Raw genomic sequence first — 21,926 nt, forward strand, 5'->3', positions numbered from 1 at the left:
AACCTTTTGCGCCCTACCCGCCAAGGTAACTGCGCACCAGGGCCGAGGAAATCAGCGTCCAACCATTCGCCACGACGAAGAACGCCAGTTTGAAGGGCAGCGAGACGACGGCAGGTGGCACCATCATCATCCCCATGGCCATCAGGATCGCCGCGACGACCAGGTCGATGATCAGGAAGGGCAGATAGATCAGGAAGCCGATCTGGAAGGCGCGGGTGATCTCGGAGAGCATGAAGGAGGGGACGAGGAGCGAGAAGGGGGCATCCTGCAGGCTGGTCGCCTCGCCGGGACGCAGCGCCTGAAGTTCGGCAAAGGTCTTGGGGTCGGTGCGGTTCGCCATAAAGCCGCGGAAGGGTTCGGCCACCAGGGGGATCGCCTCTTCGACCTGGATGCGGCCCTCGGTCAGGGGTTGCACGCCATCGGTCCAGGCCTTTGTCAGGACCGGGTCCATGACGAACCAGGTCAGGAACAAGGCCAGCGACACAATGACCATGTTCGGCGGCGACTGCTGCAGGCCAAGCGCCTGGCGCAGGATCGACAGGACGGTGACGACAAAGGGAAAGCACGTGACCATCACCGCCAGCCCGGGCACGAGGCTGAGCAAGGTGACAAGAAGGATGATCTCGACCGAGCGGTTGGCAAGCGAGCCGGTGTCGCCGAAATTCAGCGACAGGTCTTGCGCCAAGGCGGCATCGGCCGTCAGGGCAAGGACCAGAAAAGGCAGAAGGAATTTCACGAACTGCCCGGTCACAGGCCGCCCCGCAGATTGGCCACTTCGGTCAGGCGGACGCAAAGCTGGCCGGCCTGGTCGCCCTCCATCTCTTGCAGCTCGCCGCGGGCGATCAGGCGGTCGCCCACGTAAAGTTCGACCGGGTCATCGACGCGACGATCCAGCGGCAGGATGGCATCGCGCCCCAACCGCAGCAGGTCTTTCACCAGGGGGCGCGCCTTGCCAACAGAGATCGTGACCTCGATCGGGACTTGGGCGAAGGGGTTGCTTTCGGGATTATCCATTTGGGCGATCCTTTTCGGGGGTGTCGAAGAAGCCGCGGACGGCGGCGGCAATGTCGGCGGTGGCCTGGTCAAGGTCCACATGGGCCTCGACCGAGCCGAAGCGCAGGAAGGCTTGACCCTCGCCCAGGGTGGGTTCCTCCAGCACCTCGATCGGCAAGCCGGTGGCCTGGGTCAGGACGCTTTCGACCGGGGCGCGCGAGGCGGGGTTGATCACCAGCGTTACCGGCGCATCGGCGAGTTTTTCGGCCAGGGGCATCAAGGCCTCCAGCACGGCGGGGGCAAGGCTTTCGCGGGCAATCTCGGGCAGAAGCTGCGTGACGACCTGCAACAACAGGGGCTGCACCGATTTCAGGATGTGGGCGCGGGCCTCGTGATAGGTGAAGGACAGCGTCTGCAGGTTCCGCGCAAGGTCGGCGCGCACCCGCGACTGTTCCTCGTTCATGGCAGAGGTCGCATCGTCCCAGCCGTTCTTGAACCCCTGTTCATAAGAGGCCAGCTTTTCATCCTCCAGCGAAGAGCGGTCCAGCACCACGGTGTCGGTCTTCACCGGTTTGGGCTCGGTATCGAAGATCGGCAGTTTCAGCGCCATCAGGCGGTCTCCTCGTCATGTTCCATCCAGGACCGCAGGATCTCCAGCGATTCGGACTGGCGCTCTTCGATGAGGCGGCGCAGGCGGGCGACGGGGTCGGTCTCGATCCCGGTCATGGCGGCTTCTTGTTCGGCGAAATCGGCCATGGCGGGCATCGGGAACATGCCGTCGTCGATCTCGCCGTTCAGGGCGGAGGCGGTGTTCAGACCGGCCAGGCCCGAGGGCAGGGCCAGTTGGATGGAGTCCGACTCCAAGGCCGGCGCAGCGCGGCCCGACGACAGGATCGGGCGGATCACGAAAAGGCCAAGGATCAGGGCGACGATCGACAAAACCGCCAGCTGGATCAAGGACATGGCGTTGATCGGCCCAAAAGCCGACATCAGAGAGGATTCCGCCACGGTCCCCTCGGACAGGGGCTGCTGGAAGGGCATCGACTTCAGTGTCAGCACGTCGCCCCGCGCCTCGTCATAGCCGACCGCCGAAGCGACCAGATCCTTGAGGTCGGTCATCTCCTGCTCGGTCCGCGGCTGGAAGGTGACGGTGCCGTCATCGGCCACGATCCGCTCCTGGTCGACCAGAACGGCGACCGAAAGCTTGCGGACCGCGCCGGGCATCTTGGTCAGCAGGCTTTTGGTTTCCGAGACGTCGTAATTCACCCGCTCCGAACTGTCGTTGGAGGAGCTTTGGTTGCTGCCACCGCCCGCCTGTCCATTGGGCAGGTTCGAGGCCACGGTGACATTCTGGTCATTGCCCTGCGACGAATCGGATTTGCTGCTGGTTTCGGTGGCAATCGCAATCCGGCCCTGGGGGTCGAGCGTGCGGCTGGTCACTTCCTCGCGGTCGGTGACGACGTCCACGGCCACTTCGACCACGGCATTCCCCGGCCCGACACGGGCGGCGAGCAGGCGTTCGACATTCTTCTTGATTTCAGCCGCGCGGGCGTCGCCCGAGGGATTGATCGCGCCATCGGCCTCTTCGTTCGGGATCAGACCCGCGACCGAATCAATGACGGCGACGTCATCCGCGCTCATCCCGGCGACGGCGCCAGAGACCAAGTGGCGGATCGCCCGCGCCTGATCGCCCGTCAGGGGCGTGCCCTTGGTCGTGATCGTGACACTGGCGGTGGGTTGCGCCTTGGCCTGGAACAATTCGCCTGGCGCCTCGGCGATATGGACGCGGGCGGTGCGGACCTCTGGCATGGCCAGAAGCGTGCGGGCCAACTCGCCCTCCTTGGCGCGCCAATAGGCGGCGTCAAACATCTGGCTGGTCGTGCCGATGCCTGAAAGGTTGTCCAAAAGCTCGTAGCCTGCGCCGCTGGAGGTCGGCAGCCCCTGCGAGGCCAGCGTCATGCGTAGCCCGTCGCGCAGCGCCGAATCGACATAGATTGCCGAGCCCTCGACCGTATAGGCCACACCTTGTTGGTCCAGCGCGGTGATGACCTCACCGGCCGAGGCCTGGTCGAGGCCCGAGAACAAAAGCGCGTTGCTGCCCTGCCCCGATATTCGTGCGACCGACAGAATCGCCATGAACATGGCTATCGTGGCGCCAATGACGATCAATCGCCGGCTGTTGTTGAGACCCGCCCATATCGACAAGAGATTCTGCAAGACTTTCTCCGTTCGGCTTCTGCCGTATCGGTGCAGAATGATCTGTTGGGCTTAACAATCGGTTAGGATGATCGTTCTATCTTTGCCCCATCTCAGGATGGAGATTTGCCTTGGCCGAAGCCGAAGCCCCGCAGGACGCGGAACCCGCAAAGAAGTCGAAACTGCCTTTGATCATTGGCCTTGTGCTGTTTTTGGTCATGGGGGGCGGAGGATTCTTTGCCGTCTATTCCGGGCTGATTCTTGCCCCGGCCGCACCCGAGGGTGGGGCCCACGCCGAACCCGCGCATGAAGAATTGCCCGACGATTTCGCCTTTGTCGCCGTGCCTTCGGTCACGATCTCGTTGGGAAATCCTTCGGACAACAAACACCTGCGCTTTACCGCCCAGCTGGAGGTGGCCAAGGCGCGCTCTGCCAAGGTCGAAGAGCTGATGCCGCGCATCCTGGACGTGCTGAACGGCTATATGCGCGCGCTGGAAGAGACCGATCTTCAGCAACCTGATGCCCTTGTGCGCCTGCGCTCCCAGATGCTGCGACGCATCCAGATGGTGACGGGCGAAGGCTATGTGCGTGACCTTCTGGTCACGGAATTCGTTTTGGATTGAGAGGCGGCGATGAATCTGATCGCAGACATTCTGATGGCGGCGGGGTCCTTCGGGGCGGCGATCTATTGCTATGTGCTGTCGGCGCGGTTGAAGAAATTCACCGCTCTGGAAAACGGCATGGGCAGCGCGATTGCCGTCCTGTCGGTGCAGGTAGACGACATGACCAAGGCCTTGGAAAAGGCGCGGAATTCGGCCTCTGGCTCGGCCACGAGCCTGGATGGCCTGACGACGCGCGCCGAGTCGGTCGCGGCGCGGATCGAACTGCTTTTGGCCTCGATGCATGACCTTCCCGACCCGGGCCCGCGTGTCGCGCCCCCGGTCGCAGCCGCGCCCGAGCCCGAAGATGACCAAGATCGCAAATTGCGGTTCATCCGCCGGCGATCCTCGCGCAATGACCTGGAGGCGGCGGAATGAAAGCGGCCAAACCGGCGGCCACGAAGGCCCCGCCCAAGCCCGTGGCGCGGGGGAAGGCGGCCCCGGTCCGGTCCGGGGGCCGGGTCTTGGTGATTCTTGCGGTGATCCTTGCCGCAGGCGGGGCGTTGCGGCTGGGCGTTGGCGTGGGCTCTGCCATGGCCAACAATGCGCGTGAAGCCGATGTGCCACTGAACTGTCCGGTGCCACCCGCGGCCCTCGCCTCGGCGCTTTCCGCGCGCGAGGCGCAGGTGAAAGCCAAGGAGGACGCCGTGGCGCAGCGGCTTTCGGCGCTGAACCTGGCGGATGAGGCGATCACCAAGCGGCTCGAAGAGCTGAAATTGGCTGAGGAAGAGTTGAAGCAGACCATTGCGATCGCCGATGGTGCCTCGGAAAAGGATCTGACGCAGTTGACCGCGGTCTATGAGGCGATGAAGCCTGCCGATGCGGCGGCGCTGTTCCAGACCATGGCGCCGGAATTTGCTGCTGGCTTTCTGGGGCGCATGCAGGCGCCTGCGGCGGCGGCGATCATGACCGGGATGGACCCGGCAAAGGCCTATGAAGTCTCGGTGCTTCTGGCCGGGCGCAATGCAAATGCTCCGAAGAATTGATCGGGTCGACTTGATCGGATCAGCCTTTCTTAACTTGGCCGTGGCAAAGCTGGGGGTGGAAGTCGCAATGGGGTTGGAACCATGATCGCTATCGTCGGTATCATCGTCATCTTCGTGATGGTCTTTGGCGGCTATGTCTCCGCCGGGGGCAAGATGGACATCATCATGCACTCCCTGCCGCATGAAATGATTATCATCGGTGGCGCGGCGGCCGGGGCTTTCATGCTTGGCCACGACTTTGCCACCGTGAAGATGACGATGAAGGACTTGGGCAAGGTCGTCAAAGGCCCCAAATGGAAGGCAGCTGATTACCGCGACCTTCTGGCCTTGCTGTTCGACCTCGTGCGGATCGCGCGGTCGAATCCGGTCGGCCTGGAAGAGCATGTCGAAAACCCGCACGGATCTTCGATTTTCGGCCGTTATCCCAAGATCCAGCACGACCATGAGGCTGTCGACCTGATCTGCGACACGTTGCGCGCAGCCTCCATGAACTACGACGACCCCCATCAGGTCGAAGAGGTTCTGGACAAGCGGATGGAGGAGGCCCATCACCATGCGCTGCACTCCAGCCACGCCTTGCAGTCCGTTGCCGACGCCATGCCCGCCATCGGGATCGTGGCCGCCGTGCTTGGCGTTATCAAGACCATGGCGTCGATCGACCAGCCGCCTTCGATCCTGGGCGGCATGATCGGCGGTGCTCTGGTCGGGACTTTTCTGGGCGTGTTCATGGCCTATGGGTTCATCGGCCCGATGGCCAGCCGCATCAAGGCCGTGGTCGACGAGGATGCCTATTTCTTCCAGCTGATCCGCGAGGTTCTGGTGGCCAACCTGCACCGCCACCCGCCAAATATCTGCATCGAGGTCGGCCGGCAGAATACTCCCCACCACGTGCGCCCCTCTTTCGCCGAGGTCGAAGAGGTGCTGCGCGGTCTGAAACAGGAAAATGCCGCATGAGGCTGGCCTACGCCCTTTGTCTGCTGCTGGTTTCGGCCATGGCGGCTTGGGCTGCGCCCGTGGTCGTCACCTCGGGCGAGCATCGCGATTTCACGCGCGTGGTTCTGCAATTCGAGGGCCAGCCGTCATGGGAATTTGGCCGAACGCTGGACGGCTATGCGCTGCGCGTGCCGGGACAGTCGCTGGACTATGACCTGAGCCGGGCCTTTGACCTGATTGGCAAGACCCGCCTGGCCGGGCTGAAGCGGGACCCCGTGACGGGCGATCTGGCCTTGGGTATCGCTTGCGCCTGCTATGCCATGCCGTTCGAGTTTCGCCCGGGCATTGTGGTCGTCGACCTTTATGACGGCGTGCCGCCCGCTGGGTCTTCTTTCGAACGGCCCTTGCCGCCGCAAAGCGCGCCCCCCGCTCCCGCTGTCGATCCGCTGGCCAGCGATGCGGTGACGCCCGAAACGATCACTCCGGATGCCGAGACTTTGGTGGGTGGATATGATTGGACCCGCCTGTCGCTGGAACAGATGGGCGTTGACCTTGGAGAGCCGGTGCAGGCCGCCCGGAACCTGCCCGAAACGCCTGTTCCGCAAAGCCTGGACCCTGATCTGGACCAATTGCGCGCCTCTCTTGTGCAAGAGATGGGTGCGGGCGCGACGGCAGGCCTGATCGACCTTGCCCCGCCCCCGAAGTCGGAGGCAGAGCCCCTGGCCACGGAGGACCATGCGGCCCCCGACCATGCCGCACCGGACAAGCCAGCGTCCGACCACGCCTCCGCACCTGAACCCCCTGTCGATCATGCGACCGACCATAGTGCCACGACCGACCACGGCGCCCCGACCGAGACTGAACAGAACACGATGCGCGCCCACTTGGGCGAGACGCCGGAAATTCAGATGCGCGACGTGGGCGAACAGCGCCCCGCCCTGACCGCGGATGGCGAAAAATGCTTCCCCGAAGAGGAGTTGGACCTTGCTGCCTGGGGTGGGGCCGATCGCTCGATCTCGGACCAGTTCGGACCGGTGCGCCAGGGGATGATCGGTGAGTTCGACAAGCCCTCGGCCGAGGCCATCAAGCGTGTGGTCCGTTTTTATCTTTTCATCGGCTTTGGCGCCGAGGCGCGCAGCCTGTTGCGCGCTTATCCCGATCTCTTCGAAGAGGCCCCGATGTGGAGCGCGATGGCCCATCTGCTGGATGGCGAATCGGACCCCGCCGGCGTCTTCACGGGGATGGAGGATTGCGACACGCCTGCCGCGCTTTGGGCCGTGCTGAGCGAACCGAAATCCCTTCCCAAAGACGAGATTGGGCGCGCAGCCGTCGCCCGCAGCTTTTCGGCCCTGCCGGCCGCGCTGCGTCGGCTTCTGGGGCCGCGCCTGGTGGATGCCTATCTCGAGGCGGGCGACATCGCCTCTGCCACGGCCCTGTCCGAAGCGGTTCTGCGCGCGCCGGGCGATCCGGGCCCCGAAGTTGTGATGATGCAGGCCGATATGGCGCGCGCCCAAGGTCACATCGGCGAGGCCGAGGCCAAGCTTGAACCTCTGGCGGCGGCACCCGGACCCTCGTCGACCGATGCCCTGGTCGACCTTGTCGAGCATCGTGCCATGGTTGGCCAAACCGTCAGCCATGAAGAGGTCCTGACCCTGGAGGCCGCCTTGAAGGAGCGGGAGGGCAGCGCGGATGAGGCGCGCTATCGCACGGCACTTGTTCTGGCCAAGGCGGCTTCGGGCCAATATGACGCCGCCTTTGCTGAAACCGACGACCCCGAAACCCTTCGTTCGATCTGGCGGCTTCTGGCTCAGGCCGGGGGCGATACGCCGCTTTTGACCCATGCCACCCTGGCCGAGGGTCAGCCCGCCCCGGAAGAGGCGCGCGATTCGGCCGGCATCATCGCCGACCGCATGTTGACCCTGGGTCTGGCGGATCAGGCCGCACGCTGGTTGCAACTGGCGCCCCGGTCCCCCGCCCTGTTGCAGGCGCGGATTGCCCTTGCCAATGGTCAGGCCCAGGCGGCGATCGACCTGGTCAAGGATGACACATCCGAAAGGGCACTGCATCTGAAGGCCCAGGCCTTGATCTATCTGGGGGATCAAGAGGGTGCTGCGAAAATCTACCAGGAGCTGGGCAAGGCCGATCAGCAGTGGTCGCTTTTGACTTCGGCGCAATCCTGGGACGCCCTCTCGCAAGAGGGGCCGGAGGAGTGGAAGGCTGTCGCCGGCATCGTCACGGGTGCGACGCCACCTGCCGTGCCAGTTGATCCGCTGTTGGACGGTCCGCTGGCGCAAGACCGGCTGCTTCTGGATGAAAGCGCCACGACCCGGGATGCCATCACCAACCTGTTGAATTCCGTGCAGGTTCCCGGTCAACCAAGTCAGTGACGCTCATCTTTGAGTAAGGATTGCCCGCTAACCTGTCAGCAAGCCTGACAGAATGGGGGGCGATAGGGTGAAACCCGGACGAATCATTTTCTGGCTGCGCGGGCTTTTGGCCACGTGGCTTCTAGCGCCCTTGGTGGCGTTTGCTGCGCCCGATCCTTCGGGCCTGTGCGACCGTGCCGCAGCCATGGCGGCCGAGGAATCGGGCGTTCCGATTGATATTTTGCTTGCGATTTCGCGGGTCGAAACCGGCCGGTCTCAGGATGGTGTCCTGTCCCCCTGGCCCTGGACGATCAATGCCGATGGCGCGGGTGCTTTCTATGACAACAAGGAAGAGGCGGTCGCTGCCGCCACGGCCCATCTGACCGATGGCACCGGCACTTTCGACACCGGCTGTTTTCAGATTAACTATTCCTATCACAATCAAGAGTTTACCGATCTTGACGATATGTTCGATCCCCTGTCGAACGCGCGCTATGCGGCGAAATTCCTGAACCAGCTTTATGCCGAGATGGGGAACTGGGCCGATGCGGTCGCGGCCTATCACTCGCGCACGCCTGACAAGGCCGAGGCTTATCTCGATCAGGTCAAATCCGTGATCGAGGGCCCCGAAGTCGCCCAGGCCGCGGCAGAGCCTGTGCCCCGGATCAACGCTTTCCCGCTGTTGCAGGCCGGCGATCCGGGCATGTTTGGCTCGATCGTGCCACAAACCGGGGGATTGCAACCCTTGATGGGGGCCGTCGCCCCCTTGATTGGGGGCTAAGCCTTTGAAGTTCGACAGCGCCACGCTTTACAAACCCACGATCCTCCTCGCGCTTGCGCTGATGGGGATCATTCTCATGATGGTCCTGCCGATCCCGGCCTGGGTGATGGATGTGGGCCTTGCGATTTCCTTCGCGCTGGCCATCCTGATGCTGACCGTGACCTTGTTCATCGAGCGGCCCCTGGAGTTTTCGGCCTTCCCGACGATCCTCTTGGCGTCGCTGATGTTGCGCCTGTCGCTGAACGTGTCTTCGACCAAGCTGATCATTGGACAGGGGCACACCGGGACTGATGCGGCAGGTCACGTGATCGAGGGTTTCGCGACCTTCATCATGGGCGGCAACCTCTTGCTGGGCCTGGTGATTTTCCTCGTCCTGCTGATCGTGAACTTCGTCGTCATCACCAAGGGCGCAGGCCGGATGGCGGAAGTGGGCGCGCGGTTTGCCCTGGACGGGATGCCCGGCAAGCAATTGGCCATCGACGCCGACATGGCCGCCGGCGCCATCACCCATGCCGAGGCGAAATCGCGGCGCGAAAAGGAACTGGCAGAGACGAACTTCTTCGGCTCGCTGGATGGCGCGTCGAAATTCGTCAAGGGCGATGCTGTCGCGGGCCTGTTGATCACGGCGTTGAACCTGATCATGGGCCTGATCATGGGGGTCTTCATTCATGGTCTTCCTTTGGCGCAAGCCTTTGAAACCTATTCAATTCTAACCGTCGGCGACGGTCTGGTCAGCCAAATTCCCGCTGTCATCATCTCGGTCGCCTCGGCGCTGTTGCTGGCGCGGGGCGGGGCCACCGGGGCAGCGGATGTATCCTTCTTTGAACAGCTGGGGCGCTATCCGGGCGCGCTTGGCACGGTTGCGGCGCTTATGGGGTTGATCGCGGTCATCCCGGGCATGCCCTTTCTTCCCTTCATGGGGGGGGCGGCGCTTTTGGCTTGGGCGGCGTGGCGGGCGCGCACCAAACCGCCTGCGCCAGAGGCGGCCCCGGCACCCACCGCGCCGCAAAAGAAAACCATCGCCGACGTCCTGGACTTTGACGAGATCCACATCGAATTCGCCCCCAACCTGGTGAACATGGTGTTGGACCCGGCCACGGGACTGGATGCGCGGATCACCAACATGCGCAACCATGTCGCGGCGCAATATGGCCTGATCCTGCCCGAAATCCGTTTGACGGACGAGCCGAGCTTGAGTGCAGGAACCTATGTCATCAAGCTTCAGGGCGTCGAAAAGGTGCGCGACAAGCTTTTGCCCGAAAGGGTCATGGTGCTTTTGGCGGACGGCGTTTCGGCGCCCGATGGCATCGGCGTGTCTGAGCCGGTCTATGGCGCGCCAGCCCGCTGGATCCTGACCGAACAGCACGAAGAGGCTGCGATCTCGGGTCTCACCGTCGTCTCCGCGCCCGAGGTTCTCGCGACCCATCTGCTGGAAATCATCAAGGCCAATCTCGCCCGGCTTCTGACCCTGCGCGGGATGCGGCGGCTGATGGACGAATTCACCCGCGTTACCGATCCACAGCGCGCCGAGCAGAACAAGCGCCTGTTGGATGAGCTGATTCCCGAAAAGATTCAGGTCGATACGCTGATGTCGATCCTGCGGCTTTTGCTGGAAGAGCGGGTCTCGATCCGCAACCTGCCGCTGATCCTTGAGGCCACGGCAGAGGCGCGCGGTCTGGGGGCGCCCGAGGCGATCTGCGAACATGTGCGCCAGCGCCTTGGCTTCCAGCTGGTGGCAGAGCTCAAGCGCGGTGATGGCACGATCCCGCTGATCCAGCTTGCCCCCGAATGGGAAAAGGCCTTCGCCGCCCACCAGATCGAGGGCAATCGGGATGTGGCTCTGCCGCCTGATCTTTTCTCGCGTCTTGCCAATGGCTTGGCCGAACGGCTGAACAAGGCGGCAGAAAGTGGGACTTTCCCAGCCCTTGTCACCTCGACCCTGCGACGGCGGTTCCTGCATACGGTCATGGGTGCCAAAGGTCTGACCGCGCCGGTGCTGAGCTATGAAGAAATCGGGATGGAGGCGCGGCCGGCGCTGGTAGGGGTCGTGCCGCCATGAACGCCATCATTGACCAGGCCATGGCTTTCCTGACCCCGCTGCAGGATCTGATCTGGGTCGCCGCGCTGATTTTCTTGCGGGTCTCGGCCGCGGTCTATCTGATGCCCGCCTTTGGCGAGCAATCCGTTCCGCAACGGGTCAAGCTGGTCATTGCGCTGTCCTTCACCGCGGTGATTTTTCCCGCGGTTTCGCCCCTGATGGCGGACCTGACCTCCCTGCCGATCGCTGCCGCAGAGGAGGTGATTGCCGGCCTCTGCCTTGGGATAGGTATGCGGTTTTTCATCTTCGCCTTGCAAATCGCAGCGGCAATCGCGGCCCAAAGCACTTCGCTTTCGCAGATGTTCGGCGGCGCCTCGCCCGAACCGCAACCGGCTTTCGGCAATCTGCTGACCTTGGCGGCCCTGGCGCTTGCGGTGACGACGGGGCTGCATGTGCGGGCGGCCAGCCTCTTGATTCTGTCCTATCAGGCTTTCCCGGCCGGCCGATTCCCGCTGATTGCGGATATCACCGATTGGGGCCTTCAAAACGCGGTGCATGCCACCGTGCTGGCCTTTTCGCTGGCCGCGCCCTTCGTCATCGCCTCGGTGATCTATAACCTCGCGCTTGGCGTCATCAACAAGGCGATGCCGCAGATGCCGGTTTCGCTGGTGGGCGCGCCCGCGATGACGGCGGGGGCGCTGATCCTGATGGCTGTGGTTTCGCCGATCATCCTCGGCATCTGGCTTCATGAGTTCCACGGCTTTTTGGCCCAACCGACAAGGTTGGGACCATGAGCGAGGACAATGACGCCGAAAAAAGTCACGAGCCGTCCCAGCGACGGCTGGAAGAGGCCCGAAAACGGGGCGACGTTCCGCGGTCGATGGATCTGTCGGCCGCGGCGGTCTATGGCGGGGCGGTCTTAACCATTCTCGTCTCTGGCGCCTGGATGGTGGAAAGCTTCGGCAGTTCGGCCATGGGGGTGATCGAGCAATCTGATCGCCTCTCGCAGCTTTTGACCCATGGCGGGCGGGCGGCCTCGCGCGAGCTGATCTTGGCCTTCGGCCTGCCCTTCCTGCCGATCTTCATCTTGCCGATGCTGGCTGCTGTCCTGGCAATTGCCGCGCAGCGAGGCTTCATCCTCGCCCCCGACAAGATCGCGATGAAGGGCAACCGCATCGACCCCTTTGCCGCTTTGGGCCAGAAATTCGGTCGCGAGGGTTGGTTCCAGTTCTTCAAAGGCCTGGCCAAGATGATCGTCGTCTGCGTCATCGTGGCCTATATGATCCCGGGTTATGCGCAAAAAGTGCTGGCGACCTCCAGCCAGGACGCGCGGCAAGCCTCGGCGCTGATGATGGAAATCGTGGTGCAATTCCTGATCCTGTCGCTGTTGGCGACCCTGGTCTTCGGGGGGCTGGACTATGGCTGGCAGTGGCTGCAGCACCGCAAGCGCAACATGATGACCCGGCAAGAGGCCGTCGAAGAGCACAAGGATCAGGAAGGCGATCCCCATGTGAAGATGCAGCGCCGGCAAAAAGGCCGCGAAATGGCGATGAGCCAGGTTCTGGCGGCGGTGGCCACGGCCGATGTCATCATCGTTAACCCGACCCATTATGCCGTGGCGCTGAAATGGAAGCGGGGGGACCGCAATGCGCCCGTGCTTCTGGCCAAGGGCGTCGACGAGGTGGCCGCCCGCATCCGCGAAAAGGCCATCGAAAGCGGCGTGCCGATCCACCGCGATCCGCCAACCGCCCGGGCCATTCATGCCACGGTCGAGGTCGGCAATCCGATCCGACCCGAGCAATACAAGGCCGTCGCCGCGGCGATCCGCTTTGCCGAAGCAATGCGCAAACGCGCCAGGAGACGTGGATGAGCGAGAAGGAAAAGCTGGGCCGGTTGACCGAGATCAGCCAGCTGCTGTTCGATCAGAAGATGTTCGTGCTGGAACGTGCGGCGCGGGCGCGGCAATCCAGCCTCGACCGCCTGTCAGAGCTGGATCGACCGATGGATGCGGCCGACCTGCCCCTGATCCAAGCGCAGGAAATCGCCCTGCGGCACGCCCTGTGGGCCGACCACAAACGCAGGGAAATCAATACGATGCTGGCACGCCAGACCGCGGAATGGATCGAGGCGCGGGAGGATGCCTCCCGCGCCTTCGGTCGCAATCAGGTTTTGAACCGGCTAAAGGGTCAGCTGTCCTGACGGACGAGGTCGGTGATCAAGACATCCTTGACCTTCTCGCCCAGGACAGATTTCGCGGCCTCTAGCAGGGCTTCGCGCAGGATCACCAGATTGGCGCCATCAGTATAGACCCCGGCGAAACCGCCGGCATTGGCATGGTCGAACAGAACCTGAAGGAACATGTCGCGCAGCTTGGGTTCGACGGCATAGACCTCGACCGAGGCGCCGGTTTCGACCTCGAGGCTGAAGGACAAGATCACCATGGCCGAGATCTTGCCGCCCTCCATCACCGGGACGACAAACTGGTTTTGCAGTTTGGCGAATTCCGGCAGGACGACGGCTTCGCCCTCGGCAGGGGTTTCTGCGGCATGGGCATCGGCGGCCGCGGCCTCACCTTCGGCGGCGGGTTCGGGGGCGGGACGCAGGAAGAACCCGGCGCCCGCCCCGATCAGAAGGCCGATGATGCCCAGAATGACGGGGATGAGCTTTTTCACCATGATCAGAACGGCATGATCTGGTCGGTGATCTGCTGGCCCCAGCCCGGCGACTGGATGTCCGAAATCATGCCGCGCCCGCCATAGGAGATCTGCGCATTGGCGATCTTGTCATAGGCCACCTCGTTCTGGCGCGAGATGTCGTCGGGCCGGATATAGCCCGAAACCAGAAGGTCGCGCATCTCGTCATTGACCAGGACCTGCTGCATCCCCTCGATCCGAAGGACACCGTTGGGCAGCTCTTCGACGATGGTGGCGGCCAGGCGCAGGGTCACTTTCTCGTTCCGCGAGATATTGCCGGTGCCCGAGAAGGTCGAGCTGGTGTTGGCCGACACCAGACTGGACGAGGTCGCCCCGCCCGGCAGAACGCCGGCATCCAGAATCTGCGGGATGCCCAAAAGCTGCGGAATACCTGCGGTCGAGCTGGCCTTGCGCGTGCGGCCCGAACTGTCCTTCAGCGTGGCCTGATCGTTGATTTCGACCACGACCGTCAGGATGTCGCCGCGATGCCCGGCCCGATGATCGCCCAATAGCGACGAGCGTTGCGCCGTCCACAGCGAAGAGGCGCTGGTGGCCGTCGTCGGATCGCTGCTTTCGGGCAGGGCGGAATACATCGCCGCCCTCTCGTTGCTGCTGTCGATCGGCGAGAATTCCGGCGCGCGGCCGACATGGTCAAGATTGCCGCATCCAGCAAGGAGCAGGCAGGCGGCGAGTGTCTTTTTCATTCGTTCATTCCTTGGCTGCTGCCCACGCGGATCGTGCCGTCGGCGGCGACCAATCCGGTGACGGTCTGGCGTGATGCGAGGTTCATCACGCGGATCGGATCGCCCTCCCCCCCCCGGTCGAGCGCGCGGCCATCGACACGGATGGTCAAACCGGCGGTCTGGAAGAGAAGGGTGACTTTCTGGTTGCGGTCCACGAGGGCCGGGGACCCCAAATCTGCGGCCTTGATCGGGCGTCCGGCATAAAGCGTGACGCGCGCTTCCTTGCCCACCGCCTCTTCGGGCGAGGCGACAGAACCCGGGATCGCAGCCGCGACCAGGGCCACATCCTCGGCCGCGATGACGGTTTTCGCTTTGATCGTGCGGGTTGCGACAAGGCTGTCGGCCAGCGCCGGGGCGGTCAGCACAAGAAGCAGGCCAAGCCAACGCATCATTTCACCTGCGTTGTCGTGGCCATCATCTCGTCGGCGGCGGTGATCACCTTGGCGTTCAATTCATAGCCGCGCTGAGCCTTGATCAACTCGGTGATCTCGGCCACGGCATCGACGGTGCTTTCCTCCAGGTAGCCCTGGCGCAGGTTGCCAAACCCGTCGATGGCGGGCGTGCCGGTGATCGGCGGGCCAGAAGCGGTGGTTTCCAGGAAGAGGTTCGACCCCGTCGCCTCCAGCCCCTTTTCGTTGGTGAACGTCGTCAGGGTGAACTGGCCCAAGAGCGTCGGTTCGATTTCGCCGTCGAAATAGGCATAGACCTCGCCATTGGCGTTCACGGCGATCCGGTTCGCATCGGCGGGGATCGTGATGCCCGGGTTCACCTGATAGCCGTCCGAGGTCACGATCAGCCCATCGACCGAACGTTTCAAGGCCCCGTCGCGGGTATAGGCCGTGCCACCCGAGGGCAATTCAACCTCAAGATAGCCGGTGCCGTCGATGGCGAAGTCCAGGTCGCCTCCGGTTTGCGCGGGCGAGCCCTGTTTCAGCACGACCGAAACCGAGGTCGGGCGCACGCCCATCCCCAGCTGAACCCCGGTCGGCAGCATCGTCCCGGTCTGCGACGAAATCGAGCCGGGTTTTTGCACCTGTTCATACATCAGGTCGGCGAAGTCGGCGCGGCGGGCGTTGTAGCCCGTGGTCGACATGTTCGCCAGGTTGTTCGAGACGACGTCGACCTTCATTTGCTGGGCCGACATGCCGGTCGCGGCGATTTGCAGCGCGTTCATCTATGCCTCCTATCGGCCAAGGGTCTGAATGACGTTGCGCGCGCGGTCATCCTCGCGGTCAAGGAAGCTTTGCCCCATCTGATAGGCCCGCTGGACGGAGATCATCGAGGCGATCTCGTTGATCGGGCTGACGTTGCTTTCCTCCAGATAGCCTTGCATGATCTTGGAGCCCGTCACTGGCTGATAGCCACTGGCGGAAAACAAGGTGCCCTGCTGGTGGGTCATGGTCAGGGGATCGGTCGGCGTGAACAGCCCCATCCGGCCCAGAGGCGCGCCATTGGCCGACAGGGTGCCATCCTGCGCGATGGTCACCTTGCCGGCGTCGGGTGGAATGAAGACGCGGCTGCCCGATTCGTCCAGAACCGGAAAGCCGTCATTGGTTTGCAGCGTGCCATCCGGCCCGGTGACAAAGGCGCCCGCCCGCGTCAGCATCTGTTGCGCGTTCGGCCCCTCGACCATGAAAAACCCGTCGCCCTCGACCGCGAGGTCGAAGGCGCCGCCGGTTTGCGACAGGCCGGCCTGCATGATATCCACCACGCGGGTGTTGCCGTAACCCATTGACAGCGAAGGACTGTCACCGGTCTTGGCGACCCATTCGGAAAAGAGCGTCCCCTCGCGTTTGAACCCCGTCGTGGTCGAGTTCGCGATGTTGTTCGCGATCGCATCCATCTGGTTCAAAAGGCCCGATTGCCGCGACAGCGTGATATAGCCGGTGGAGTCCATCTTATCCTCCCGCGATCAGGGGCAGGATCGACCCGTTGAAAAAGGTCAAGAGGGTCGAAGTCATGAAGCTCATCGAGACCCAGAAAACGAGGATCATCGCCCCTACCTTGGGCGCGAAGGTCAGGGTCTGTTCCTGGATCGAGGTCAGGGCCTGAAACAGGCCGATGACCAAACCGACCACGAGGCCGACACCCAAGAGCGGCATCGACATCTTGACCGAAATCCAAAGCGCCTCGCGCAGCGCGTCAAAGAGAATGGCCTCGTTCATATCGGCATCCTCAGGATTTCCTGGTAGGCCTCCACCACCTTGTCGCGCAGGGTGGTGACGGTTTCGACCGCCAGCTGCGAGTTGGCGAGCGCCTCGACCAGGGCATGAGGATCGGACCCGCCGGTCATCGCCGACTTCGCCGTCTCTTCGCCCCGGGCGAGGGTGTCTGCGAAAGACTGCGCAAACTTCGCCAACCCGCTTTCAGCAGTATTCGGTTGCGGCGTTGCCGCCGCCGCCGTGCGCGCCTTCGCATAAAGCTCGGCTGCGTAGGACGTTCTGACATCCATTCTGGATTACCTCCGCAACAGGTCGAACAGGCCCTGCGTCATCGAGCGGGCCTGGTCGAAGATTTTGAGGTTCGCCTCATAGCTGCGCTGCGCTTCGCGCGCGTCAGCGATTTCGACCACCAGATCGACATTCGATCCATCATAGTGGCCGGTTGCATCGGCCAACGGATTTCCCGGATCATAGACCTTGTCCAGCGGACTTCTGTCCAGCTGCACCCTTCCGGTCTCGACCGTGCCGTTGTCGATGTTTTCGTGGAACGACACCAGCTTGCGGCGATAGCCGGGGGTGTCGGCGTTCGAGATGTTCTCGGAGACATGGCGCAGGCGGTTCGCTTGCGCCTGCATGCCGGAGGCCGAGTAAGACAGCGAGGAGATCAGGTCGGTCATGGTTTATTTCCGCCCCAGGCTGGCGCGCAGGATATCGCGCGCATTGCTGTAGACGGCCAAGGCCATGTCGTGATCCTTGCGGACCATGACCGATTTAACCATCTCTTCCTCGACCGAAACGGTGTTGCCATTGGGCGAGGCGCCAGCGCTGGAGGCCACGGGGACCTCGGTCATCACGCTGCCTGCGGAGGTAAAATGGCCAGGACGGGTGGCACGCATGCTGCCCGCCGCGCTGTCTTGATAGACGGCGGAGAATTCGGGCAGGTCCATCGCCTTGTAACCGGGCGTTGCGGCCTGGGCGACATTCTTGGCAACAAGGCCGAGGCGCTTGGACGAGTGTTCGGCCAAGGCGCCAGCCATGCGGGTGATATTCAGGTTCTCTAACATCTCGGGCTTCTCCCTCGACCTTCATAAACCAAGGCTTAAGGGTGATTCCTTTAGAAAGGGTTCAAGAGAACAGAGGGAGAATCCCGTGGCTGGAATATTTGATGCACTGGTTTCCGAAATTTCTACGGTTTCCCGTAAGTCCCGGTTAGGACGTGTGGCCGAGATCGGCCGCGGCACCGTGGTGGTTACGGGGCTGGAGGATGCGGCGACGCTGGGCGACCGGGTGATGATCGGCGTCAACCTCGGCGGAGAGGTCGTGGCGCTGCGCGCCGATGCAATCACGGTTCTGACCGACCGCATGGCAGAGGGCTTGGGCATCGGCACGACGGTGCGGCTGATGGGGCAGGCGGGGATCTCGCCGGACAATTCCTGGATCGGTCGAGTGATCGACCCTTTCGGCAACCCCTTGGACGGACGCATTATTTTCAAGGGTCCGCGCATGCGACCGCTGCTTGCGGCGGCGCCCTCGGCCTCGACGCGGCGGCGTTTGGGGGAGAGACTCGAGACCTCGGTTGCGGTCTTTGACACGATGTTGCCCCTGGTGCGCGGGCAGCGGATCGGTCTTTTCGCGGGCTCTGGCGTGGGGAAATCGACGCTTTTGGGCAAGTTTGCACGGGGCGTTTCGACCGATGTCGTGGTCATTGCGCTGATCGGCGAACGGGGCCGCGAACTGCGGGAATTCATCGAAACCGTGCTGGGGCCTGAGGGGATGAAACGGGCGGTCGTGGTCACTGCGACCTCGGACCAATCGCCTCTGGTGCGGCGGCGCTGTGCCTGGGCGGCCATGGCCGTGGCCGAACATTTTCGCGATCAGGGGCTGCATGTGCTACTTTTGGCCGACTCGGTGACGCGATTTGCCGAGGCGCATCGCGAAGTGGCCCTGGCGGGGGGAGAGGAGGCCAGCCTGCGCGGCTATCCGCCCTCGGTCGCGCCGGCCATCATGGCCTGGGCCGAACGTGCGGGGCCGGGGGCAGAGGGCTCGGGGGATATCACCGCGATCTTCTCGGTTCTGGTGGCGGGGTCGGATATGGAGGAGACAATTGCCGATATCCTGCGGGGCGTGCTGGACGGGCACGTTGTGATGGACCGAAAAATTGCCGAACGCGGGCGTTATCCGGCGATCGACCTGCTGCGCAGCGTGTCGCGAAGCCTGCCTTGGGCGGCCAGCAAGGAGGAAAACGAGGCGATCAACGAGGCGCGCAAGCTTCTTGGCGCCTATGATCGGGCCGAGCTGATGATCCAGGCGGGGCTTTATACCAAGGGTTCGGACCCGTTGGTCGATATGTCGATCAAGGTCTGGCCAGCCTTGGACGCCTTTATCGGCGAGGATGCCCCGGCCGAGGGATCTGAGGGCAGTTTCCGCCGCCTGCGCGCCGCTTTGGGGCGGAAATCAGCGTAGCCGGCTTTGCAACAGCGTCAGCGCTATGGAACTCGATGAGGTCTGGGCCATGATCTCATCGGCTTGGGCACGGGTCAGGAAGCGTTTGACGAGTTTGTCCATCTGGGCCGGGTCGGAAAATTGGCTGACGCTGCTGCTTCCGAAGATGGCCTGGGCCTTGGCCTGATAGATCGAAAGCTGCTGGTCGACGTCGAGGCTGGCCACCTTGGAGGGAATTCCCAAGGCCTTTTGAACGACCGCAGCCAAGGGCGAATTGCCCATGATCGTGAACCACTTGGTCGATTCGGACGAGGTCTTGCCCGCCAAAGCCGCCACTTCCCGCGTCGCATTCATCGCGAGCCGCAGATTGTCATCCTGTTCGCCTACAGCCTTTTCGAATTGCCGGTCCTTGAAGGCCGTGACGATCTGGGTGCCAAAGGTCGAAATCTGGGTCGACGGCGTGCCAAGGTCAAAGCCGAAAGCCTTTGCCATTTCCAGATATCGTTTGTCGGTCAAACGGTTGGCCAGCGCCTTGTCGGTCAGCGTGCCATCGGTCAGGATCTTTTTGATGAAGGCCTTGTTGTTGATGTCATCGTCAAGCCCGAAGGCCCCCAGCGCGACGCGCAGAAGCCTTCGGTCGTTGACGAGCGCATCCGCCGTCTTCACCTTCGAGATATTCGCCTTGAAATAATCCGTGTCGCGGACGATCTCGGGCGATTTGTTGAAGGCGGCGGTTTGAACCGTTTTGGTGCGGTTCAAAAGGGCCCAGCCTGCATAGCCGGACAGCGGCAGGACTGGGCTGTAGGTCACGGCTCGCCCCCCTCGCGGGAGGCTGCGGCAGCAAAGAGACGCTCTTCGCGGGGCAAAAGCGCGCGCAGAGCCTTCAGCACCTGGTAATGTTGGTCATCCAGCACAGCCTTGGTCGCCATGTTCAGCATGGTCCGACTGTCGTGGTCGGTCAGAACCTGGCTCAACTGTTCGATCCCGCGCAAAAGCTGCTGGCGGGTGTCATCGGCCGTGGCATCGCCGGTCAGGACCAGCTGCGCCACATAGCAGACCCGTTTGACGGGCGTGTTCGCCTCTTGCGGATGGATCGCATCGCGCAGGCGCAGGATATTCGCGTTGGGGGTCATGATGGCCAAGCGGGACCGCTTGTCGCCATTTTCCACCACCGCGCCGTTGATCAGGACCCGTTCGTGGGGCCCCAGTTTCAGGACAAGGCCGCTCATGATGCGCCCCCATCGCCCCGCAGGCCGCGCATCACGGCGGTGTTGATGTCGATCAACACCTCGACGCTGGCCCGGCTGTCCAGGACCGAGCGCGTGTGCCCGGCGGTAAACTCATACAGGTAGAAAAGCTGGGCGCGCAGCGGGGGCGGCAGGCCGTTGCCCTTTTCGGCGACATCGGCGGCCAGGGCCGACCAAAGTTGCAAATTTTCGGTAAGCGCCGTGGCCAGCATCGGGAAGTCTTCCTTCCGGCGCATCCAGGCCATCGACAATTTCTGGGTGCAGCGTGCGAGCAAGTCGTATTCGTGGGCACGAGGCGTGCGCGCGGGGGCCTCGCGGCGGCCATAGGCCGCGCGGGCATTCGAAACAGCAGTGGACACGATTTATCCTTCCGGTCTTGCGTGGGGTTGCGCAGCTGAGCCCGGGGGGCCGGAAAGCCCCCCGGATCAGTCGCTTACCGGAAGAGGGACAGCAGGGCTTGCGGCTGCTGGTTGGCGATCGACAAAGCCTGTGTCGACAGCTGTTGTTGCACCTGAAGGGCCTGGAGGCGGGCCGAGGCCTCCTCCATGTCGGCGTCGATCAGCGAACCGATGCCGGCCTTCATCGAGTCGACCAGCTTGCCCACGAAGCTTTGCTGGGTTTCAATCCGCGTCTGGCTGGAACCGAAGGCCGCCGAAGCGTCGATCGCGGTTTTCAGCAGGCCCTCGATATTGGCCAGCGAGTTCCGCGCATTGGTCAGGTCGGTGCCGGCAACGCTGATTGTCGAAAGTCCGCCCAGACCACCCGACCCCTTGTTGGTGATCTGCACGCCAACGGCAAGGCCCACCGCGCCGCCGTTGGTCAACTCCAGCTTGCCGGTGGCTGTGGCGGAATCGTAGCCCACCGTCAAATCCTCGATACCGAGGGATTCGATAGACTGCTTCAGCGCCACGGCAATGACGTCAGCCGGCGTCACCGTCGTTGAGGCCAGATCTTCGGTGCGGATGGTGTAGCTTGCGGTCTTGCTGCCGATGGTCACAGCGATCTTGTCGCCCGCCGAAAAGTTGGCTGGCGTTGCGATGGTGAAATCGCCAGTGCCGGTCCCCGAGTCGAGGAAGAAGCCCGCCACATCGCCTTCGGCCGACACATTGGTCGCCACCGAAGACGTCAGCACGTCGCGGGCTACATAGGCCCCCGTCTGAAGGTCCGCCTTGGCGACGGTGATCGAGCTGGAGGACACTGTCCCGGTGGCCGTGCGATCAAGCGATGCCAAGATTTCGACCGAGTTTTCGAGGCCGTCGATCTTCACAAGATTCATCCCGTTGAATTGCGCCGCGTTCACAACCGAGTCGATCTGGTTTTTCAACGCGGTGATATCGGTTTCGATCTTGCCACGATCGCTTTCGTTGGCGTTTTGTGCCGCAACGATCTTGTTCTTGATCGAGGTCAGGTGCGTGGTCACGGTCTCCGCGGCTTGGCGGGCCACGGCGACGGTCGACGACCCAAGGGCCAGGCTGTCCGAGATGCCCTTGAAGCTGGACACATCGGATTCCATGACTTTCGAGATGGCCCAAACGGCCGCATTGTCCTTGGCAGAGCCCACGCGCTTGCCGGTCGAGATTTCCGAGGTGGTCTGGCTCAGGTTCATGTTGATGCTCTTCATGGTCTGAAGAGCCACCATCGCGCTGGTATTGGTCAGAATGGACGACATTTCCGTTTCCTTTGCGGT

General features: G+C 63.0%; 28 protein-coding genes. 11 read left to right on the forward strand and 17 right to left on the reverse strand.

Annotated elements, in window-relative coordinates:
- Positions 1-13 precede the first annotated feature (13 nt).
- From fliP to fliF, 4 genes are read right to left on the reverse strand one after another with little or no spacing between them, the layout of a single operon-like run.
- Positions 14-736, reverse strand: coding sequence for a flagellar type III secretion system pore protein FliP (gene fliP, locus NX862_RS10390; RefSeq protein WP_264493961.1), 723 nt, complete (start codon positions 734-736; stop codon positions 14-16).
- Positions 737-747: 11 nt separating this feature from the next.
- On the reverse strand, positions 748-1,014 hold the full coding sequence (locus tag NX862_RS10395; protein ID WP_168774118.1) for a FliM/FliN family flagellar motor switch protein: 267 nt from the start codon (positions 1,012-1,014) through the stop codon (positions 748-750).
- On the reverse strand, positions 1,007-1,603 hold the full coding sequence (locus tag NX862_RS10400; protein WP_264493838.1) for a flagellar biosynthesis protein: 597 nt from the start codon (positions 1,601-1,603) through the stop codon (positions 1,007-1,009). The genes NX862_RS10395 and NX862_RS10400 overlap by 8 nt, the downstream gene beginning before the upstream one ends.
- Entirely contained in the window at positions 1,603-3,210 is a 1,608-nt protein-coding gene (fliF, locus tag NX862_RS10405) for a flagellar basal-body MS-ring/collar protein FliF (protein WP_264493839.1), read from the reverse strand. Before fliF ends, NX862_RS10400 begins: the two co-directional genes overlap by 1 nt.
- Positions 3,211-3,320: 110 nt before the next feature.
- Here fliF and NX862_RS10410 point away from each other — a divergent pair, with 110 nt between their 5' ends.
- The 10 genes from NX862_RS10410 to NX862_RS10455 all read left to right on the forward strand — a co-directional run bounded on the left by NX862_RS10410 (position 3,321) and on the right by NX862_RS10455 (position 13,151).
- Entirely contained in the window at positions 3,321-3,812 is a 492-nt protein-coding gene (locus NX862_RS10410; protein WP_264493840.1) for a flagellar basal body-associated FliL family protein, read from the forward strand.
- A gap of 9 nt (positions 3,813-3,821) precedes the next feature.
- Entirely contained in the window at positions 3,822-4,226 is a 405-nt protein-coding gene (locus NX862_RS10415; protein ID WP_264493841.1) for a hypothetical protein, read from the forward strand.
- Positions 4,223-4,834, forward strand: coding sequence for a MotE family protein (locus NX862_RS10420; RefSeq protein ID WP_264493842.1), 612 nt, complete (start codon positions 4,223-4,225; stop codon positions 4,832-4,834). The genes NX862_RS10415 and NX862_RS10420 overlap by 4 nt, the downstream gene beginning before the upstream one ends.
- 81 nt (positions 4,835-4,915) lie before the next feature.
- Positions 4,916-5,788 carry a flagellar motor stator protein MotA gene (gene motA / locus NX862_RS10425; RefSeq protein ID WP_264493843.1) on the forward strand — a complete coding sequence of 291 codons (873 nt, stop codon included), beginning with the start codon at positions 4,916-4,918 and terminating at the stop codon, positions 5,786-5,788.
- Positions 5,785-8,154 carry a hypothetical protein gene (locus NX862_RS10430; RefSeq protein ID WP_264493844.1) on the forward strand — a complete coding sequence of 790 codons (2,370 nt, stop codon included), beginning with the start codon at positions 5,785-5,787 and terminating at the stop codon, positions 8,152-8,154. Before motA ends, NX862_RS10430 begins: the two co-directional genes overlap by 4 nt.
- Positions 8,155-8,287: 133 nt before the next feature.
- Positions 8,288-8,914: a lytic transglycosylase domain-containing protein gene (locus NX862_RS10435; protein WP_264493845.1), complete on the forward strand. Its 627-nt coding sequence runs from the start codon at positions 8,288-8,290 to the stop codon at positions 8,912-8,914.
- A gap of 61 nt (positions 8,915-8,975) precedes the next feature.
- Positions 8,976-10,973 carry a flagellar biosynthesis protein FlhA gene (locus NX862_RS10440; protein WP_413694555.1) on the forward strand — a complete coding sequence of 666 codons (1,998 nt, stop codon included), beginning with the start codon at positions 8,976-8,978 and terminating at the stop codon, positions 10,971-10,973.
- A complete protein-coding gene (locus tag NX862_RS10445) occupies positions 10,970-11,746 on the forward strand; it encodes a flagellar biosynthetic protein FliR (protein WP_264493847.1) in 777 nt (258 codons plus the stop codon). The genes NX862_RS10440 and NX862_RS10445 overlap by 4 nt, the downstream gene beginning before the upstream one ends.
- A complete protein-coding gene (locus tag NX862_RS10450; RefSeq protein ID WP_264493848.1) occupies positions 11,743-12,822 on the forward strand; it encodes an EscU/YscU/HrcU family type III secretion system export apparatus switch protein in 1,080 nt (359 codons plus the stop codon). Before NX862_RS10445 ends, NX862_RS10450 begins: the two co-directional genes overlap by 4 nt.
- Positions 12,819-13,151: a hypothetical protein gene (locus NX862_RS10455; RefSeq protein ID WP_264493849.1), complete on the forward strand. Its 333-nt coding sequence runs from the start codon at positions 12,819-12,821 to the stop codon at positions 13,149-13,151. The genes NX862_RS10450 and NX862_RS10455 overlap by 4 nt, the downstream gene beginning before the upstream one ends.
- Here NX862_RS10455 and NX862_RS10460 read toward each other — a convergent pair.
- Genes NX862_RS10460 through NX862_RS10500 form a run of 9 tightly spaced genes read right to left on the reverse strand, consistent with a single transcriptional unit; the run spans position 13,139 to position 17,614 of the window.
- A complete protein-coding gene (locus tag NX862_RS10460; RefSeq protein WP_264493850.1) occupies positions 13,139-13,627 on the reverse strand; it encodes a flagellar basal body-associated FliL family protein in 489 nt (162 codons plus the stop codon). The genes NX862_RS10455 and NX862_RS10460 overlap by 13 nt on opposite strands.
- A 2-nt stretch (positions 13,628-13,629) precedes the next feature.
- Positions 13,630-14,349, reverse strand: coding sequence for a flagellar basal body L-ring protein FlgH (flgH, locus tag NX862_RS10465; RefSeq protein WP_264493851.1), 720 nt, complete (start codon positions 14,347-14,349; stop codon positions 13,630-13,632).
- Positions 14,346-14,777 (reverse strand): flagellar basal body P-ring formation chaperone FlgA, encoded by a 432-nt coding sequence (gene flgA, locus NX862_RS10470; RefSeq protein WP_264493852.1) that lies wholly within the window; start codon positions 14,775-14,777, stop codon positions 14,346-14,348. The genes flgH and flgA overlap by 4 nt, the downstream gene beginning before the upstream one ends.
- Entirely contained in the window at positions 14,777-15,562 is a 786-nt protein-coding gene (gene flgG / locus NX862_RS10475; protein WP_264493853.1) for a flagellar basal-body rod protein FlgG, read from the reverse strand. Before flgG ends, flgA begins: the two co-directional genes overlap by 1 nt.
- A gap of 9 nt (positions 15,563-15,571) precedes the next feature.
- Positions 15,572-16,285: a flagellar hook-basal body complex protein gene (locus tag NX862_RS10480; RefSeq protein WP_264493854.1), complete on the reverse strand. Its 714-nt coding sequence runs from the start codon at positions 16,283-16,285 to the stop codon at positions 15,572-15,574.
- Between the two features lies 1 nt (position 16,286).
- Positions 16,287-16,553: a flagellar biosynthetic protein FliQ gene (locus NX862_RS10485; protein ID WP_264493855.1), complete on the reverse strand. Its 267-nt coding sequence runs from the start codon at positions 16,551-16,553 to the stop codon at positions 16,287-16,289.
- A complete protein-coding gene (gene fliE / locus NX862_RS10490; protein ID WP_264493856.1) occupies positions 16,550-16,840 on the reverse strand; it encodes a flagellar hook-basal body complex protein FliE in 291 nt (96 codons plus the stop codon). The genes NX862_RS10485 and fliE overlap by 4 nt, the downstream gene beginning before the upstream one ends.
- Before the next feature lie 6 nt (positions 16,841-16,846).
- Positions 16,847-17,227 (reverse strand): flagellar basal body rod protein FlgC, encoded by a 381-nt coding sequence (gene flgC, locus NX862_RS10495; RefSeq protein WP_264493857.1) that lies wholly within the window; start codon positions 17,225-17,227, stop codon positions 16,847-16,849.
- A 3-nt stretch (positions 17,228-17,230) separates the two neighbouring features.
- Positions 17,231-17,614, reverse strand: a complete 384-nt coding sequence (locus NX862_RS10500) for a FlgB family protein (protein ID WP_264493858.1) — start codon at positions 17,612-17,614, stop codon at positions 17,231-17,233.
- A gap of 85 nt (positions 17,615-17,699) precedes the next feature.
- On the opposite strand from NX862_RS10500, the gene NX862_RS10505 reads away from it, so the two are divergent.
- Entirely contained in the window at positions 17,700-19,013 is a 1,314-nt protein-coding gene (locus tag NX862_RS10505) for a FliI/YscN family ATPase (protein WP_264493859.1), read from the forward strand.
- Here the strand turns inward: NX862_RS10505 and NX862_RS10510 are convergent.
- From NX862_RS10510 to NX862_RS10525, 4 genes are all read right to left on the reverse strand, one after another.
- A complete protein-coding gene (locus tag NX862_RS10510; RefSeq protein WP_264493860.1) occupies positions 19,005-19,802 on the reverse strand; it encodes a DUF1217 domain-containing protein in 798 nt (265 codons plus the stop codon). The genes NX862_RS10505 and NX862_RS10510 overlap by 9 nt on opposite strands.
- The gene (gene flbT / locus NX862_RS10515) at positions 19,799-20,221 is read right to left on the reverse strand and encodes a flagellar biosynthesis repressor FlbT (RefSeq protein WP_264493861.1); all 423 of its coding nucleotides are present in this window, start codon (positions 20,219-20,221) and stop codon (positions 19,799-19,801) included. The genes NX862_RS10510 and flbT overlap by 4 nt, the downstream gene beginning before the upstream one ends.
- On the reverse strand, positions 20,218-20,598 hold the full coding sequence (flaF, locus tag NX862_RS10520) for a flagellar biosynthesis regulator FlaF (protein WP_264493862.1): 381 nt from the start codon (positions 20,596-20,598) through the stop codon (positions 20,218-20,220). Before flaF ends, flbT begins: the two co-directional genes overlap by 4 nt.
- 74 nt (positions 20,599-20,672) lie before the next feature.
- Positions 20,673-21,908, reverse strand: coding sequence for a flagellin N-terminal helical domain-containing protein (locus NX862_RS10525; protein WP_264493863.1), 1,236 nt, complete (start codon positions 21,906-21,908; stop codon positions 20,673-20,675).
- Positions 21,909-21,926: the final 18 nt, after the last annotated feature.

The sequence above is a fragment of the Stagnihabitans lacustris genome (genome assembly GCF_025950525.1).
GTDB lineage: Bacteria > Pseudomonadota > Alphaproteobacteria > Rhodobacterales > Rhodobacteraceae > Stagnihabitans.

Bases quoted from the DNA above. Each gene is read 5' to 3' on its own strand.
- NX862_RS10395 (WP_168774118.1), bottom strand. From the start codon at position 1,014: ATGGATAATCCCGAAAGCAACCCCTTCGCCCAAGTCCCGATCGAGGTC.
- NX862_RS10400 (WP_264493838.1), bottom strand. From the start codon at position 1,603: ATGGCGCTGAAACTGCCGATCTTCGATACCGAGCCCAAACCGGTGAAG.
- NX862_RS10415 (WP_264493841.1), top strand. From the start codon at position 3,822: ATGAATCTGATCGCAGACATTCTGATGGCGGCGGGGTCCTTCGGGGCG.
- NX862_RS10420 (WP_264493842.1), top strand. From the start codon at position 4,223: ATGAAAGCGGCCAAACCGGCGGCCACGAAGGCCCCGCCCAAGCCCGTG.
- motA (WP_264493843.1), top strand. From the start codon at position 4,916: ATGATCGCTATCGTCGGTATCATCGTCATCTTCGTGATGGTCTTTGGC.
- NX862_RS10430 (WP_264493844.1), top strand. From the start codon at position 5,785: ATGAGGCTGGCCTACGCCCTTTGTCTGCTGCTGGTTTCGGCCATGGCG.
- NX862_RS10440 (WP_413694555.1), top strand. From the start codon at position 8,976: ATGGGGATCATTCTCATGATGGTCCTGCCGATCCCGGCCTGGGTGATG.
- NX862_RS10445 (WP_264493847.1), top strand. From the start codon at position 10,970: ATGAACGCCATCATTGACCAGGCCATGGCTTTCCTGACCCCGCTGCAG.
- NX862_RS10450 (WP_264493848.1), top strand. From the start codon at position 11,743: ATGAGCGAGGACAATGACGCCGAAAAAAGTCACGAGCCGTCCCAGCGA.
- NX862_RS10455 (WP_264493849.1), top strand. From the start codon at position 12,819: ATGAGCGAGAAGGAAAAGCTGGGCCGGTTGACCGAGATCAGCCAGCTG.
- NX862_RS10460 (WP_264493850.1), bottom strand. From the start codon at position 13,627: ATGGTGAAAAAGCTCATCCCCGTCATTCTGGGCATCATCGGCCTTCTG.
- flgH (WP_264493851.1), bottom strand. From the start codon at position 14,349: ATGAAAAAGACACTCGCCGCCTGCCTGCTCCTTGCTGGATGCGGCAAT.
- flgA (WP_264493852.1), bottom strand. From the start codon at position 14,777: ATGCGTTGGCTTGGCCTGCTTCTTGTGCTGACCGCCCCGGCGCTGGCC.
- flgG (WP_264493853.1), bottom strand. From the start codon at position 15,562: ATGAACGCGCTGCAAATCGCCGCGACCGGCATGTCGGCCCAGCAAATG.
- NX862_RS10480 (WP_264493854.1), bottom strand. From the start codon at position 16,285: ATGGACTCCACCGGCTATATCACGCTGTCGCGGCAATCGGGCCTTTTG.
- NX862_RS10485 (WP_264493855.1), bottom strand. From the start codon at position 16,553: ATGAACGAGGCCATTCTCTTTGACGCGCTGCGCGAGGCGCTTTGGATT.
- fliE (WP_264493856.1), bottom strand. From the start codon at position 16,840: ATGGATGTCAGAACGTCCTACGCAGCCGAGCTTTATGCGAAGGCGCGC.
- flgC (WP_264493857.1), bottom strand. From the start codon at position 17,227: ATGACCGACCTGATCTCCTCGCTGTCTTACTCGGCCTCCGGCATGCAG.
- NX862_RS10500 (WP_264493858.1), bottom strand. From the start codon at position 17,614: ATGTTAGAGAACCTGAATATCACCCGCATGGCTGGCGCCTTGGCCGAA.
- flbT (WP_264493861.1), bottom strand. From the start codon at position 20,221: ATGAGCGGCCTTGTCCTGAAACTGGGGCCCCACGAACGGGTCCTGATC.
- NX862_RS10525 (WP_264493863.1), bottom strand. From the start codon at position 21,908: ATGTCGTCCATTCTGACCAATACCAGCGCGATGGTGGCTCTTCAGACC.